Consider the following 15,861-nt stretch of genomic DNA (forward strand, 5'->3'; position numbering starts at 1 on the left):
AATTTCGCTCAAACTAAATTTAAACGTATTTATGATTAATAACTTAACGCATTTCAGTATTGGCTTGCTGTTCCTTTTTCCTGCCATTACTTCTGCCCAGACAGAGACGATAGACCTGACGCTGGAACAGTCGCTGGAACTGCTTCAGAAAGGAAACCGTAGTATCCGGATAGCAGGGAAGGAGGTTGAACTGGCAAAGAATGAGCATCAGAAACTGAACTCATTCTGGTATCCTTCGGTTGGAGCGGCCGGCGCTTTTGTGCATATGTCGAATCCTATCGAGGTCAAACAGCCGCTTAACCAGTTCACCGACCCGGCAAAAGACTTTGTCCATTCCATCATCCCCGATGATCAGTTTATCTCTTCCATCCTGGATAAGATCGGTCAGAACTCGTTGACGCTGCCGCTTATTTCGCAGAATATCACTTCTATCGACGCTAATGTAACCTGGCCCCTGTTTACCGGCGGTAAACGTATTTTCGCCAGTAAGATCGGGAAAACAATGGTCGGTATCGCTGAGGTAAACCGTGAACAGATCAATGCCGACCAGCAATCGAAGTTGGTTGAATGTTATTTCGGTTTGCGTCTCGGGCAACGTGTTGTCGCCGTGAAAGAAGCTACGTATAATTCCCTGAAAACCCATTATGACCAGGCTCTCAAACTGGAACAGAACGGGATGATCAACCGTGCGGAACGTCTTTTTGCCCAGGTGAGCATGGATGAGGCTAAGCGTGAACTGGATTCCGCCCGCAAAGATTTGGAAGTGGCCGGGCAAGCGCTGAAAAGCCTGATCGATCTGGATGCCGATAAGGAGATCAGCACGACAACTTCCCTTTTCATCAATGAGAATATTCCTTCGGCCGATTATTTCAAAGAACTGGTACCGGTCAACAACTATATGGTGAACCAGTTGAAACTACAGCAAAATATAGCCGGCAACGAATTGAAGATAGGCCGTACCGGATACCTTCCCACTATTGCCTTATTCGGAAAACAGACGCTTTATTCAAATGGGGTGGATAAATACCTGATGCCCCGCACAATGATCGGTGTCGGTTTTACCTGGAATATCTTCGACGGTTTGAACCGGGAGAAAAAGATACGCCAGGCCCGTCTGACCAGCCAGACGCTGGCGATAGGAAAGGACAAAGCGGTCACCGAACTGAAGGTCGGCGTAGATAAATATTATACTCAGTTGCAGAATGCCCTCGACAATGTAAAGGCTCTGAATACAACTTTGGAAATGAGCGAGGAACTGGTCCGTATCCGTCAGAAATCCTTCCAGGAGGGAATGGCAACTTCAACCGAGGTGGTCGATGCCGAGGTAATGTTGTCAAAGGTAAAGACCGCTTTCCTGCTGGCTTATTACCAGTATGATGTGGCATTGATCAACTTACTTTCTATCTGTGGCATTCCGGAAGCATTCCAGCAATACAGGGTGGAAGGGGTAACGGAGATAATTTAATCTACTTTATATCAATAATTGAATTAACAAAAAACACAAATAATTATGGACAAGACTAAGAAATATCTGACGATCTCTTTTATAGTGGTACTGATCGCCGTTATAATCATATCCGCTGTAGGGACGCTGTTGCTGAAGAAAAAGCCGGTTATCCTTCAGGGGCAGATTGAATCTACCGAAATACGTATCTCCGGAAAACTCCCTGGGCGTATCGATACGTTCCTTGTGAAAGAGGGACAGCATGTAAAAGCCGGCGATACGCTTGTCGTCATCAACAGTCCGGAAGCAATGGCTAAATACCAACAAGTAAATGCCCTGGAAGATATTGCCAAGTACCAGCACCAGAAAATCGACGAAGGAACCCGTAAACAAATCGTTGCCTCCGTCCTTCAATTATGGAACAAGTCAAAATCGGATTTACAACTGGCAAAAACGACTTACGACCGTATTCAGGCCCTTTATAAAGATAGCGTGGTCACCTCCCAGCGAAAAGATGAAGTGGAAGCGCTTTATAACGCAGCCGTGGCTAACGAACGCGCTTGTTATGAACAATACCAGATGGCTCGCGACGGTGCCCGGATACAAGATAAGGAAAGCGCCCGTTCACTGGTGGCAGCCGCCCAGGGTACAGTCAACGAGGTAGAAGCCCTTTTACAGGATGCCCGCCTGGTTGCTCCCGAATCAGGTCAGATATCGACTATTTTCCCGAAACGTGGAGAGTTGGTCGGTGCCGGGATGCCGATCATGAACCTGGTGGTACTGGATGATGCACATGTCGTGCTGAATGTCCGTGAAGACCGTCTGCCATTATTTAAGATGGGCGGAACATTTCTTGCCGACGTGCCGGCTATTGCCGCAAAAGATATTGAGTTCAAGATCAACTATGTCAGTCCGCTGGGTAGTTTCGCTACCTGGAAATCCACAAAGCAGACCGGAAGTTATGATTTAAGGACGTTCGAGATACATGCCCTTCCGGTAAAGCCGGTCGACGGACTGCGTCCCGGCATGTCGGTCCTGGTTGATCTGGGAAAACAATAATGGGCATGATCTATGAGTAATAATAAACAACATAGTCCTTTTTACAATGTGCTCCGCCGCGAACTGCAACGGATGGTTTCACGCAGGCTCTATTTCGGGGTTTGCATCGTGTTGCCGCTGTTCTGTATCTTCTTTATGTCCACGATCTTCGGTAACGGGCAGATGGAGAATATCCCGGTAGGTATTGTCGATCAGGACCAGTCTGCTTTATCCCGCGAATTGACCCGCCAGGTCGAAGCTGTTCCGACTTTCCGTGTCACGCATCATTATGCGGATGCCGAAACCGCACGGAAAGCGACACAAGCCAAAGAAATATATGGCTATCTGGTTATCCCGAACCGTTTTGAGGAAGACGTGACGGGTGGGAGGCAGGCTACTTTATCCTATTATTATCATTATGCTTTGCTGAGTGTCGGCGGAGAGGTCAGAGGGGCTTTCGAAAGTCTGTTGCGCACCTTTTCGATGGCTCCGATCGTGGTACAGGCTACAGCGATGGGAATCAGCCAGAAAGAAGTGTCAACCTTCCTGGTTCCTATCCGGGCACAGAATCATCCGTTATTCAATCCGGACCTGGATTATTCCGTTTATCTGAGCAATCCGTTCTTCTTTATCTTCTTTCAGGTGCTGATTTTGCTTACGACGGTTTATGCGGTGGGAAGTGAGATAAAGTTCCGTACCGGTGACGATTGGCTGGCAACGGCGAAGATGAATATGGTAACCGCTCTTTTCGGAAAATTATTACCTTACACCATCATCTTTTCCCTGATGAGCATCCTGGCTAATTATGTTATGTTCGGTCTGATGAATATACCTTTTTCCTGTGGATTCTGGCCGTTGAACCTGACCTCTGTCCTGTTCGTGATCGCATCCCAGGCTCTGGCGGTGTTCCTTTTCTCCCTTTTTCCGGCAATCAGCATCATTATCAGTATCGTGTCGATGGTCGGTTCGCTGGGGGCGACCTTGTCGGGTGTTACGTTTCCGGCTCCGGCCATGTATGCGCCGGTCTATTATACTTCTTTCCTGTTTCCGGTACGTCATTTCGTGGAGATCAATCAGAACCTGTTGTACGGCGATTATGGGTTTGCCTATACCTGGTGGAACTTCAGCACGTTGTTCTGTTTTATATTGGTTGCGTTTCTGATGGTACCGCATTTAAAAAGTGCAATATTAAGTCATAAGTATGAAAATATCAAATAACATAAAAGCTGGTCTGAACAATATATCGTCCATTATCTTGAATGAGTTCAAAACCATCTCAGGCAGTTTCGCCATCGTGTTGGTGCTGATGGGGGGGATATTTATGTACGGTCTGCTATATAATTATATGTACGCCCCTGATGTGGTCCGTAATGTCCCGGTTGTTGTGGTGGATAATTCGAAAACGGAGTTGAGCCGCGAGTATATCCGTTTGCTGAATGCCACTCCGCAGGTCGACGTGATTGCTACCGGTGAGGATTATCCGCAGGCACAGGAGTTGATGAAAATGGATGAAGTCGCCGGCATTTTATACTTGCCGTACGACTTTACCGACCGGGTTTCCCGTGGTGACGAGTCGGTCTTTATCATGTATGAAACGACCAATGCATTCCTCAACTACCTGGCGATGCAGGAAGCGTCGGCCGGTTCGATGCTAGCGCTGAACGACCGCTACCGGCCTGAAATGGTGGTATTTCTCCCCAGCCAGGCTGCTGCACAGTTATCTGTGGCGAAACCGATCAATGTGGCTGGAACCGCCTTGTATAATTATACGGAAGGATATGGAACGTATCTGATCCCGGCTGTGCTGATCGTTATCATGTTTCAGACCTTATTGATGGTGATCGGGATGGTCAGCGGGGAGGAGCGGCAGTTCAAACTGTTGCAGGTGTATCGCCCGACCTTCGGACAAGCCGGACGCCTTGTGATCGGAAAGACATTTGTATATATGATGTTGTATGCCGTCTTTTCGCTTTTCCTGCTGGGATTGATCCCGCTGATATTCGACTTGCCGGATATCGGTAATGTATGGAATATAATCATGCTACTGATTCCTTTCCTGATGGCGACGAGTTTCTTTGGCCTGACTGCTTCCATTATCTTTACCGATTCGGATGCCCCTTTGCTGATGATCGCTTTCTTTTCGGTCGGGTTGATCTTCCTGTCCGGTGTCTCTTATCCGTTGGAACTGATGCCTTGGTACTGGAAGTTATCGCATTTCCTGATTCCGGCAGCACCGGCAACCCTGGCCTACGTTAAATTAAATTCGATGGGAGCCTCGATGGCAGAGATCCATACGGAATATGTCACCTTATGGGTTCAATGTGCGGTGTATTTCGTATTGGCTTGTTGGGCGTATCGGTATAATATACGGAAGACGAAGCTGTAGCCGGTATAGTCTTGATCTTTTGTTTATTCTATTCTTCCGTTATCCATTCGCCTATGTTACGTGTTTCGTTGTTGAATGAGACACCGACTTTGACCAGTTTTCGATGATCGGCGGTGTAAGGAATGAGGTAGCCTTTACTGTTTATCTGATGGAGTGCCTCTTCGGCTGAACCGTCCAGTTTAAATTCGAATACGTAAATATAGTCCGGTGTCTGTACAACGGCATCGGCACGTCCTTGGGCACTTTGTACTTCTGCTTGTGTGAACTGTCCCATTAACTTAAATACCAGATAGAATACCACTTGGTAATGGCGTTCTGTTTTTGTATTCAATTCGTAAGGGAAATCAGCAAAAAAAGCACGCAGGCGATTCAGGAAACTTTCGGTCTGCCCGGCCCATAATTCATTTGTGAACTGTCCGATATAAAACGGTGCATTTGCAGATGATACCGGCGTATATAAAGGTGTCACGAAATTAAGAAAGCCATACTTTACTTCTTCATTCGGAAAACCGAGGGTGTAAAGCATGAACCGTTCGTCGTACCCCTTTATTGTCAAGTAACCGCTTTGATAGATAACAGGAACGGGTTCCTGAAAGTCTACCCGGTAGTCGGTCAGCGAAGCGGCACTTACTTGTATTCCATCCAGATCACGCAGGTCGTAATTGGTTTTACGAAGCATGTAGATCAGGAAGGAGGGGGTACCGGTGGCAAACCAGTAGTTTTTGAAATCCAGATCCTTGAATGTCTTCAAAACGCTGAAAGGATTGAATACACCTTCTTTGGCTTTTTCCATAAAGCGATAACCGTCGTATTGCCGGGTGAGCTTTGCCATTGTTTCTGAATATGTCAGGCCGGAAGCCTCTCCCAAAGCATTCAGTTCGGGGCCGAAGGTCGACTCTATCTCTTCACGTGTCAGTCCGCAGAGATAGGTTGAACGCCAGCTGATACTGATATCGTCCAGGTGATTCAGCGTACTGAATACGCCCACTTGCGCAAACTTGGTAACACCGGTGATAAAGACGAATTTCAGATATGGATCAGCATCTTTCAGAACAGTATAAAAGGCCGTTAATGTGCTACGAAAACTATTTTGCAAAGCTTCATCGTGATAGGTTTGCAATAGAGGCTTATCGTATTCATCGATCAGAACGACGGCTCCGTGCCCTGTTTTTTTGCGGGCATTCTCCAGAACTGCCATAAAACGAGTGGCGAAGGTCGAGGTTCCGGGATTGGTCCCGTACATTTCTTCCCACTTTTGCAGGTGCGCTTCGAGAATGCCTTCCAGATGTTCGGCAGACTCATACTTCTCTGCATTCAGGCTGAGCTGTAATACCGGATGGACATTCCATTCGGTTTCAAGGCTATCAATTGCCAACCCTTTGAACAACTCTTTTTTTCCTTCGAAATACGCTTTGAATGTAGAAAGCAGCAAGCTTTTGCCGAAGCGTCGCGGACGGCTCAGAAAATAGGCAGCACCAGTGGAGACCAGTTCATATACGAAAGCTGTTTTATCGACATAGAGATAACCTTCTGTACGAAGCTTCTCAAATTCCTGTATCCCGATAGGGAGCTTTCTGAATGGATTTATCGGTGTCATAACGAATGTCTTTTAGTTGTTGCGAACACAAATATAGCTAATCTTTTGCATTCACAGATAAGGAATGTTTATTCATTTCCTCGTAAAAATCCCATCATGCCGAAGATCACAGGAATTTATTATTGCATCTCTCTGATGTGTACGTCTATATTGCTGTTTTTCAGTTTTTCTTTGATCTCTTCCACCTTTGTGTCGCCGTAATGGTATGGGTAAACGACACATAAGAAATAACATTTTAAGTTTCATAAGCGGATAATTTTATACTCAGACAATATGTACAAAGATAATAAAGTATTACATTTGTCGGCATATCTGATAACATGAGAAAAGAAATGAAACGAATACTACTACTAATTTTGATTTGTTGCCACTTATTGCCGGCAACTGCGCAGAAGAACGCCCCTAAATGGATGGACAAAAGTAAAAAAGCGGTTGTTTTAATCACTACATACGGGAAAGACGGAGCTAAGCTGACCTCGGGTATCGGTATTTTTGTCTCTGAAACGGGAGATGTCCTTTCTGCTTACGAGTTATTCAAAGGGGCGGAAAAAGCAACCGTGACGGATACGGAAGGAAAAACTTATCCGGTTACAAGAGTGATCGGTGCCGATGAATTGTATGATGTCATCAAGGTAAAAGCGGAAACACCGAAGAAAGTACAGTTTTTCCCGATTGCAGCCGATCCGTTGGCGGTAGGCACTGTCGCTTATTTGTTACCCTATTCGACTGAAAAGAAAGCAGATTTCGAACAGGGCACGATCACGGAAGTCAGCAAACTGAAAGATCCGTATAGTTACTATAAATTATCCGTTCCGCTGGAAGATGGCCGGGTGAATTCACCGATATTGAATGCCGAAGGTGAAGTGTTCGGACTGGCACAGGCCGATGCTTCCGGAAAGAAGGATGTATCATATGCTGTCTCAGCCTCTTATGTGAACAACCTCGCCGTTTCGTCGACCGATTTCCTGAATTCCGTTTATAATAATATCGGTATCAAGAAAGCCTGGCCGGCTGATGTGGAGCAGGCTCAGGTGGTTCTGTTCCTGAAAGGAAGTACGCAGGATGCAAAAACATATCTGGAAACACTGAATGATTTTATTGCAACTTTCCCGAATTCGGCCGACGGTTATCTGAACCGTGCCAACCATTATGCCGGACGTCGTGCCGAGCTGGCAGCTACTCCGGGCGAACAGGCTAATTATCTGAAACTGGCATTGGATGATATTGAAACAGCTTCCAAATACAGTGATAAGAAAGGGGATGTATATTATAATAAAGCGAAACTGATCTATGGAGTGTCTGCCGGTGATACCACGCTGACCGATCCGGCATGGAGTGTACAAGCTGCACAACAGACTATCCAAAAGGCTATTGAAGAGGATGACGCTCCTGTTTACCATCAGTTGGCGGGTGATATTCATTTCTACCTGAAAGAATTCGACCAGGCTTATAACGAATATATGGTCGTGAATAACAGTGACCTGGCATCGCCTAACTCTTTTTACTGGGCAGCCAAGGCGAAAGAAAATACTCCCGGATTCAATATCGGCGATGTGATTGCTTTGCTGGACGGTGCAGTAGACAAATGCGGCCTGCCTCTTACTTCCGAAGCCGGCCAGTATATTTTGGAACGAATAGACTGGAAACTTCGTTTGTCTCAATATGCGGAAGCGATAGCCGATTATGACCTGTATTATAAGGCAATGAAAGGCGATGTCGGCAGTAGTTTTTATTTCTACCGTGAACAGGCAAAATTCCGTGCCGGTGATATGGAAGGTGCTTTGGCTGATATCAAGGAAGCGGTTCGTCTGAGTCCTGATGTACCCGATTATCGGGCGGAAGAGGCATCTGTATATGTCCGCATGAAAAATTATACCGACGCATTGGCTAGCATCGAGGAAACATTGAAAGTGGCTCCCGATTTTGCGGCTTGCTACCGTTTGAAAGGTATCTGTTATGTGCGTATGGAAAAGAAAGCGGAAGCCTGTGAAGCGCTGAACAAAGCGAAAGAACTGGGTGACCCGTTGGCTGAAAGACTGATAAAGGAACATTGTAAATAAGATCTGGATATGAATAGTGTAAAAAGTATTTTCATTGTGGTTGCCTTGGGCTTGTGTCTGATCGGTACAAGTAGTTGTAAAGGTAAGTCAGGACAAAAAGACAGTAAGGAGTCGGAGACTCGTACAACGGTTCAAACAACCCTTTTCGATAAGTCATTGCCCGAAATCAAAGAGTTGGTCGAGGGAAAATGGGAGTTGGTAAGCGGACAGAATACCACTCAGCTTTGTGAGTTTGAAAATACTTTCATCCAGTTCAACGGCGATAAATACGTCTGGACAGAAGAAGGCAAAGACGAACCGGGCGACCTGAACTGGCGGAAAGCCGATACGGGAGCGGGTTACGAAGCCTATCTGATGGATGTGTTTTTAGAAACGAGTCCTTCTTATCCGTTAGCTATCAAAGGCGATACACTATTTATCCAGGATTGTACAGAGACAGCCTATAAATATACGTTGGTGAGACGTTGAATTAATTGACCTTACTTTTCTCTTGATAGAAAAGTAACATTCAAATCTGATAATAACTGAACTATAAAGCAATTACATCTATTGTTTTTGAAATCAACTATCATACTATCATAGTCTAATGTAATATGCATATAATTAGTGTATTAGTCTATGATAGTTGTTATTGTTAACTGTCATTTATCTATCATTCAACTATCATATTAACATTGTTTTAACCAAACTATCGTTCCTGTATCTATTAAAAATCCTCTATCCTAAAGTCTTTTTTACCGGAATATACAGACCTATTTCATTAAAACACCTATTTATTGTTGTCAGGATGCCCGTTTTATCCTGTTTTACACCCGGATGTTGACGATGCTCAGACCCGGGTGTCGGCAATCTTGAGACCCGGGTCTCAAACAACAAAAGTAATTACTTCCTTGAAAATAAGTCATATACTTCAGCAAAATAAGAAGCTTGCCTTGGGTTTCCGGATAGGACTATGATAGTTGCATGATAGATAAATGACAGTTAATAATAACAACTATCATAAGGTAATGCTTTTATAATTAGAGTGTTACTCTTTAAAATGATAGTATGACAGTAGATTCGATGAAGTTGTTTTTAAGACACATTCAAATCCAGTCAATAATTGAATTGCTAATCCCACAAACTTAACTGTATACCGCCTTTACCTTTATCCTTATCCTCTTTCTTTTGCGGCTTTTTAGCATTGCCGAAAACGGTTTTACCACCATATTTATAAGACGTGTCCCGTTCATGTTGAACCCAGTCGTCGAAATAGTTACTCGGAGTATAACTTTTCTCCATCTCCTGGGATATTTTGGACAGGTTCTTTAAGGCATTTGATTTGTCCTTTTCTCCAAGCCGTGCCTGACGGATTGCCTTGTCAAAGACTTCGATAGTCTCATCATAAACGCTTGTCGGAACCGGGAACGGATGTCCGTCTTTCCCTCCATGGGCAAAAGAGAAACGTGCCGGATCGGAGAAGCGGGAAGGGGTTCCGTGTATTACTTCGCTGACCAATGTAAGAGATTGCAACGTGCGCGGTCCGACTCCTTCCTGCAAGAGCAACGATTCCATATCGGATACATTGGTTTCATGTGCCAGGATGAGGGCGGCTCCGAGCCGTTTGAGGTTTACGTCTTCGGCTTTTACTTCGTGATGGTTGGGCAGGATGATGGATACTTCACGCATTAGTTTGTCCGGCGATTCCTTTGTCAATTTCACGATGCCTTCTTTGGTCGGGGCCGCAAGTTTATCGGTCAGGTTGAGGATCAATCCCTGATTTCTTCCGCAGACAGACGTATGCGGTTCCTCCATAAAAGAACGTAAAGAGGAAGAAAGCCAGTGGTAGCGCCGTGCCATACGTTCATTCGGGTTCATCCCTTGTTGGATGACAGACCAGTCACCTTCCTTTGTGACAATAAATGTATGCAGGTAAAGTTGAAAACCATCCTGTACAGCAGTATTATCGACTTTGGCAGCCAGTTTGCTGTGTCTTACCAATTCATTCCCGTTTAATCCGGTTTTGTTGGCCACCTCCAGCAATTGATTAGGTGTTTCTCTCGAAAATTTACCTCTCCCTCCGCAAATATACACGCCAAGTTCTTCCGAACGGCAATTGATCGCTTTTCTCAGGGCGTTCATAACAGACGTTGTAATACCAGACGAATGCCAGTCCATCCCCAGCACGCAGCCTAACGATTGGAACCAGAACGGATCACTCAGGCGTTGCAACAAAGCCGGACGTCCGTATTCGATGATGATGGCTTCTGCAATAGCTCCGCCAAGCCGGCTCATTCGTTCGGCCAACCAGGGTGGGACAGTCCCGTAATGTAATGGTAAATCAGCTGTACCTCTTTTCATAGATGCGAAGATAGCTAAAAAACAGGATCGGTTCAGTTAATGAAATGCTAATATAAACAACAAAAGAAAAGTCTGTGATGTTATTAATTAGAAATCAAATAGTAACAGCTATGTATTTGGAAGTAAATAAGAACGACCACGTTCAAGGTCCGGTCAATGCGCCGATAGAATTGATAGAGTATGCTGATTATCAGTGTCCTTATTGTAAAAAGGCTTATCATATAGTAAAGGATATACAGAAGAAACTCGGGGACAAGGTTAAATTTGTTTTTCGTAATTTCCCGTTGACAGAGTTGCATCCCCACGCTTTGCACGCAGCTATTGCTGCTGAGATCGCTGCTTCTCATGGGAAGTTCTGGGAAATGCACGACTTTCTTTTCGAGAATCAGAATGCTTTGGACGATTATTACCTGTTGGAATATGCCAGGAAGCTGGGAATAAATGCAGCGGAGTTTGAAACGGATTTCGGCAAAGACCGTTTCTATCAGAAAGTAAAAGATGACTACGATTCCGGATTGGAAAATGATGTACAGGGAACCCCGACTTTCTTCGTCAATGGCGAACAGTTTGACGGGAACTGGATGAATTCAGAGTTTCTGGAATATCTGGAGTCTTTAATCGTTAAGTAATTATGAAGAAAATAAGTTTGTTCATACTGGCCTCTTTCTTGTTGGTAGCTTGCGGAGCATATAAATACCTGGATTTGGGAATGTTGACTACAGGCATGACCGTTGCCGAGGTGGAGAACCTGATGGGGCCTCCCAACCGGGTATTGGCTGTAAACAAGAAAGATGGTTATGTGCAGGAGGTTCTGGAATACCGGACAGCCCGTGATGAAGTGTATGCGTTGGAGTTCTGGGATAACTATCTGACAGGATATGAATATTTGTATGACGATGTAACCTATATTCCACCGGTAGCTCCTCCGATGATATTCCCGGATTATGGTCGTCCTATTTATATTTACCCTCCGGACCATCATCACCCGAACCGTCCGAACAAGCCTAACCGTCCCGGTTCGAATCGCCCGGAGTCCAATCGACCAAGTCGTCCGGAGTCCAACAGACCCGGCTCGAATCGTCCCGAATCGAATAGGCCAAGCCGTCCGGAAACCAATCGTCCGCAGACAAAACCTTCGGAAGTTACCCGTCCGTCGAATAGCGGAACGAGTAACCGTACGGAACAGTATAGAAATCCAACGAATAGTCAGTCAAAAACGAATGACAGATCAAATACAAACGGAAGGAATGGGGGACGAAGATAGTTATTAATTGCGTATATTTGTTCATGAAAATATATCTCACTGAATATGAGATCAAATAAGGAGAACGGAAGTAATAGTGAATATATCAAATAAGTAAGTATATTACGAATTATATTTAGATTATGCTTTTAGAAAAACTACTTAAAGAATTTAATTTTAGCACTAATACATTTAATTTGGAGGAATCTAAGTTATTTGACCAATATTTTGAACGAATATTGGTTAGTAAAGGTACATTTTTGATTAAAGAAGGAGAAACAGAAAGGTATAGTTATTTCGTTTTTGATGGAATATTGCGTTGTTGGCTTTTAAATCATAAAGGGGAAGAACAAATTTTTTGGTTTTGTAAAGAGGGTACGTTTTCAATGTCGAATATATCTTTTACATTACAAACAAGGTCTGCATTTAATGTGCAAACAGTTGTAGATAGCGTTATTTACCGAATAGGCAAGAAACAAGTAAATGAACTATATACTGCTATCCCTAAGGTAAAAACTGTATTTGAAGATTTGAATGCTATATTGTTGAATAAACTTTTGGAAAGAAATATCGATTTGATTAAATATTCTCCTGAACAGTATTATCTACAGATGATTGAAGAATATGGCATTACATTAAACTATATACCACTAAAAGATATAGCTTCTTTTTTGGGTATCACACCGCAAGCACTAAGCAGAATCCGTAAACGTATTTTTTAACTTGGGTTCAGTGCTTTGAGTATATAGGTTCCGAACTTTGCGGCTTTAAATAGCAATTACAATTATGATTAGAAAAGTTAAAGCTACGGATTATCCACGTTTGATGGAAATTTGGGAAAGTGCAGTATCGAGTACACATGATTTTCTTAAAGAGGAAGATTTTCTATACTATAAGGAACAACTTCCGGTATATTTTCAGCATGTCACTCTATTCGGATTTGAACAAGAGGGAATCTTAATCGGATTTATGGGAATTGCAGAAGGAAATCTTGAAATGTTATTTGTTGACGATAATTATCGAGGCATAGGAATAGGAAAAAGGTTAATTACTTATGCTATAGGTAATTTGCAAGTAACTAAAGTCGATGTGAATGAGCAAAATATTCAAGCTGTCGGTTTTTATAAGTATATGGGTTTTAGCATATATAAAAGGTCGAATTTAGACGGAGAAGGTAAAGAATATCCTATTTTACATATGCAGTTGTAGTTTCATGTACATAAACAAAAAAACTCCTGCAACCATAACAATTACAGGAGTTTATATGTCAGTAATAATCTAATTACTTCTTCATAGCTTCCTCGATAGCAACAGCTACAGCAACAGTAGCACCTACCATCGGGTTGTTACCCATACCCAGGAATCCCATCATTTCTACGTGAGCAGGAACAGATGAAGAACCAGCGAACTGAGCGTCACCGTGCATACGGCCCATAGTGTCCGTCATACTATGGGTAGCTTGCTATAAACTCTTTTAAAAAACATCGTCTTGTTTATAAAGCGTTATTTTACAACAATATACAAATATATTAAAGAACTTCGTTTTATTATTGTTTTTGTTTTATTCTAAAATGGCTGTGAATAAGCCACAAATATGATCTTTTCAAATTAGAAAAGATTAAATGAAACAGGATTAAAGTTGTTTCATTTGATTGCTAAGTTAACACATTTTATTTCATTTGAATAGTGTTTAAAATTATTTTATGTGAAATCACCCAAGTAAGTAAGAATACTTTTCGTTTGCTTGGGAGATCTTGGCTTATATCCTCTTACTGGAAGGGTACTCTAAATAAGAAAATTTCATTTCCATCTTTCTTGTAAGATAACTCTTGGGCGTTTAGTATTCAATAGTTCCTCATAGCTACAACTATCTGTTAATAATAATTTCTGATATTCTGCACCTGTTACTCCATATTCTCCATATTCATTTTTTAATTCAACTAAATGTTGTTTCTGTAAATGATATGTAGCATTATTATATACATATTTTGCATTTCCTGTAAGATGCTTAGATATCTTATTTCTGATATTCATTAGGTTATTCCACATTTCCTGTTCTTGTAGTAAAATATATCTTTGTTCTTCTAGGCTATATTCATCATTGAAATAAAAATCTGTATCAAGCAAAGCCTTTAAAAAGAAGTTATATTCTTTCTCAAAGATTCTGTTTTCTAATGGTTTATATGTTTGTTTAGGAGTGTATTTTTCATTTATTAAGGCAAAATATAATTCAAGTATTATATTTAAACGTCTATTATACAGGACTTTTCTGAAAATTAATATAATAGAATTACATATAGAACCAGAACCTATACGAGAACAGATAAAAGCATCTAATGTTTTTATCTGTCTATTACAGTAATCATTCCAGATTTTATTTTCATGGTTAAGAAGTTGTTCTAAAGCTTTACTCTTTGGTAGGTGATTTAATAATACCCAATAATGATAACATAGATAATGTTCTAATATACAATCAATATCATTTAATTGAAAATCTTCGATATCTATCTTTTTTGGTTTAATAGAATCTATGATTTCTCTTAGCCTCTGATATTCAACTATTACATCGTTGAAATTTCCAAAACCTTTTAATTGAGCATATTCCTTTATTCTCCAAGTAATAGTTAAATCGCAGGTGTCTTCATTTTCAGTTAACATTCTTAACCCATAGATGCCATTTATTACTACAAATTCATCTGGATTGCTATTCTTGAATTTAGGGAAATAGATATAATCCTTTAAAGATAGCTCTTGAAACAGTTTTTTATAATCATCTGTTATCTTTATTTGCTCTATTGTATCTTGCTTCTGGATTACAGCCCTATTTCCTAAATCAAATGTAGTATCTTGCTTACTTGGTTGATTCTTACAACCAAGTAGAAACAATCCTAGTAAAAGAATATAGTATCTCATTTCTTATCAATTCAAATTATTGATAATCTCTTTAATCACATTCACAGCCATTATCCCACCAGACGGATAACCCTTTTTAGGATTGGATATAATAATCAAGCAAGTATATACAGAATCATTTACCTTAAAGTAACCACAGAAAGAAACTTCATGTGTTCCATCTTCTTTAATAACTGATCCTGTTTTCCCAGCAATCTTTATATCATCTGAAAACAATGGTTTTCCCGTACCCTCACATACAACCTTTTCTAATGTGTGTTGTATTTCACCCATTGTTTTTGTAGAACAGAGCGAAGTATCTGATATAGCAATAGCATGATAGAATTTTAATATATCCATAGGTGAATATGTAGTTTCAACAGTTGTATATGGGATAAGTGATTTAATCATACCAACTCTGGAATCAAACATTACTGCTTGCTGTAATGTGATCTCACCATATCCACCCATATCAGCATTATGATCTCTGATCTCTTTCCCGTTATACATATATATCCCATTGCCAACATCTACCGTATCAGACAATGAGACATTACCAATATCCATAGCAGGAATCAGAGATACGGGAACTGCGAGTGTACCCATATCTCTAACATTAGTATATTGTTGTGACTTTTCATTTTTATATGGTTTCCCATTTAAAAGAGAAATACAACTTTGTACTATCGCTTCTTCCTTTGCATCCATAATCATCACTAAACCTGAATCTGCATCAACATTTTGCAAGGTGGATTGAAGGGATGTTTCAACAGTTGGTTGTAATTGCCCCTTCACGGTTATGCATGAGAAACAAATTAATGATATAAAGAAATATATTTTATTATTTATCATAATATTGTG

Annotated in this window: 14 protein-coding genes and 1 pseudogene; 10 read left to right on the top strand and 5 right to left on the bottom strand. The window is 41.8% G+C overall.

The window, feature by feature from the left end; genetic code table 11:
• Positions 1-31: 31 nt before the first annotated feature.
• The 4 genes from C825_RS11125 to C825_RS11140 are packed head-to-tail and all read left to right on the top strand — an operon-like array spanning position 32 to position 4,868.
• Positions 32-1,465, top strand: coding sequence for a TolC family protein (locus C825_RS11125; RefSeq protein WP_010802506.1), 1,434 nt, complete (start codon positions 32-34; stop codon positions 1,463-1,465).
• 45 nt (positions 1,466-1,510) lie between these two features.
• Positions 1,511-2,503, top strand: coding sequence for an HlyD family secretion protein (locus C825_RS11130; protein ID WP_010802507.1), 993 nt, complete (start codon positions 1,511-1,513; stop codon positions 2,501-2,503).
• Between the two features lie 12 nt (positions 2,504-2,515).
• Positions 2,516-3,700: an ABC transporter permease gene (locus C825_RS11135; RefSeq protein WP_007658738.1), complete on the top strand. Its 1,185-nt coding sequence runs from the start codon at positions 2,516-2,518 to the stop codon at positions 3,698-3,700.
• Positions 3,684-4,868, top strand: coding sequence for an ABC transporter permease (locus C825_RS11140; protein ID WP_010802508.1), 1,185 nt, complete (start codon positions 3,684-3,686; stop codon positions 4,866-4,868). Before C825_RS11135 ends, C825_RS11140 begins: the two co-directional genes overlap by 17 nt.
• A gap of 28 nt (positions 4,869-4,896) precedes the next feature.
• Here C825_RS11140 and C825_RS11145 read toward each other — a convergent pair whose 3' ends face one another.
• On the bottom strand, positions 4,897-6,465 hold the full coding sequence (locus C825_RS11145) for a PD-(D/E)XK nuclease domain-containing ATP-binding protein (protein WP_010802509.1): 1,569 nt from the start codon (positions 6,463-6,465) through the stop codon (positions 4,897-4,899).
• Between the two features lie 332 nt (positions 6,466-6,797).
• Here C825_RS11145 and C825_RS11150 point away from each other — a divergent pair, with 332 nt between their 5' ends.
• Positions 6,798-8,525, top strand: coding sequence for a serine protease (locus tag C825_RS11150; protein ID WP_010802510.1), 1,728 nt, complete (start codon positions 6,798-6,800; stop codon positions 8,523-8,525).
• A gap of 9 nt (positions 8,526-8,534) precedes the next feature.
• Complete coding sequence (locus tag C825_RS11155) at positions 8,535-8,993, top strand: hypothetical protein (protein WP_007658727.1); 459 nt, start codon at positions 8,535-8,537, stop codon at positions 8,991-8,993.
• Between the two features lie 642 nt (positions 8,994-9,635).
• On the opposite strand, the gene C825_RS11160 is transcribed toward C825_RS11155, so the two are convergent.
• Positions 9,636-10,865 carry a DUF763 domain-containing protein gene (locus C825_RS11160; RefSeq protein WP_010802511.1) on the bottom strand — a complete coding sequence of 410 codons (1,230 nt, stop codon included), beginning with the start codon at positions 10,863-10,865 and terminating at the stop codon, positions 9,636-9,638.
• Positions 10,866-10,975: 110 nt separating this feature from the next.
• Here C825_RS11160 and C825_RS11165 point away from each other — a divergent pair, with 110 nt between their 5' ends.
• The 4 genes from C825_RS11165 to C825_RS11180 all read left to right on the top strand — a co-directional run bounded on the left by C825_RS11165 (position 10,976) and on the right by C825_RS11180 (position 13,317).
• Complete coding sequence (locus C825_RS11165; protein ID WP_228099997.1) at positions 10,976-11,494, top strand: DsbA family protein; 519 nt, start codon at positions 10,976-10,978, stop codon at positions 11,492-11,494.
• Positions 11,495-11,496: 2 nt separating this feature from the next.
• Positions 11,497-12,129 carry a hypothetical protein gene (locus C825_RS11170; RefSeq protein WP_007658724.1) on the top strand — a complete coding sequence of 211 codons (633 nt, stop codon included), beginning with the start codon at positions 11,497-11,499 and terminating at the stop codon, positions 12,127-12,129.
• Positions 12,130-12,251: 122 nt separating this feature from the next.
• A complete protein-coding gene (locus tag C825_RS11175; protein WP_007658723.1) occupies positions 12,252-12,830 on the top strand; it encodes a Crp/Fnr family transcriptional regulator in 579 nt (192 codons plus the stop codon).
• 64 nt (positions 12,831-12,894) lie between these two features.
• A complete protein-coding gene (locus tag C825_RS11180) occupies positions 12,895-13,317 on the top strand; it encodes a GNAT family N-acetyltransferase (RefSeq protein WP_007658722.1) in 423 nt (140 codons plus the stop codon).
• Positions 13,318-13,390: 73 nt separating this feature from the next.
• Here the strand turns inward: C825_RS11180 and C825_RS11185 are convergent.
• The 3 genes and pseudogenes from C825_RS11185 to C825_RS11195 form a co-directional block, all read right to left on the bottom strand.
• Positions 13,391-13,567 (bottom strand): annotated as a pseudogene (locus C825_RS11185) (GGGtGRT protein); the annotation flags it as partial.
• Positions 13,568-13,908: 341 nt separating this feature from the next.
• On the bottom strand, positions 13,909-15,021 hold the full coding sequence (locus tag C825_RS11190) for a hypothetical protein (protein ID WP_010802513.1): 1,113 nt from the start codon (positions 15,019-15,021) through the stop codon (positions 13,909-13,911).
• A gap of 6 nt (positions 15,022-15,027) precedes the next feature.
• On the bottom strand, positions 15,028-15,852 hold the full coding sequence (locus tag C825_RS11195) for a penicillin-binding transpeptidase domain-containing protein (protein ID WP_010802514.1): 825 nt from the start codon (positions 15,850-15,852) through the stop codon (positions 15,028-15,030).
• Positions 15,853-15,861: the final 9 nt, after the last annotated feature.

The organism is Parabacteroides sp. ASF519 (genome assembly GCF_000364265.2).
GTDB lineage: Bacteria > Bacteroidota > Bacteroidia > Bacteroidales > Tannerellaceae > Parabacteroides > Parabacteroides goldsteinii.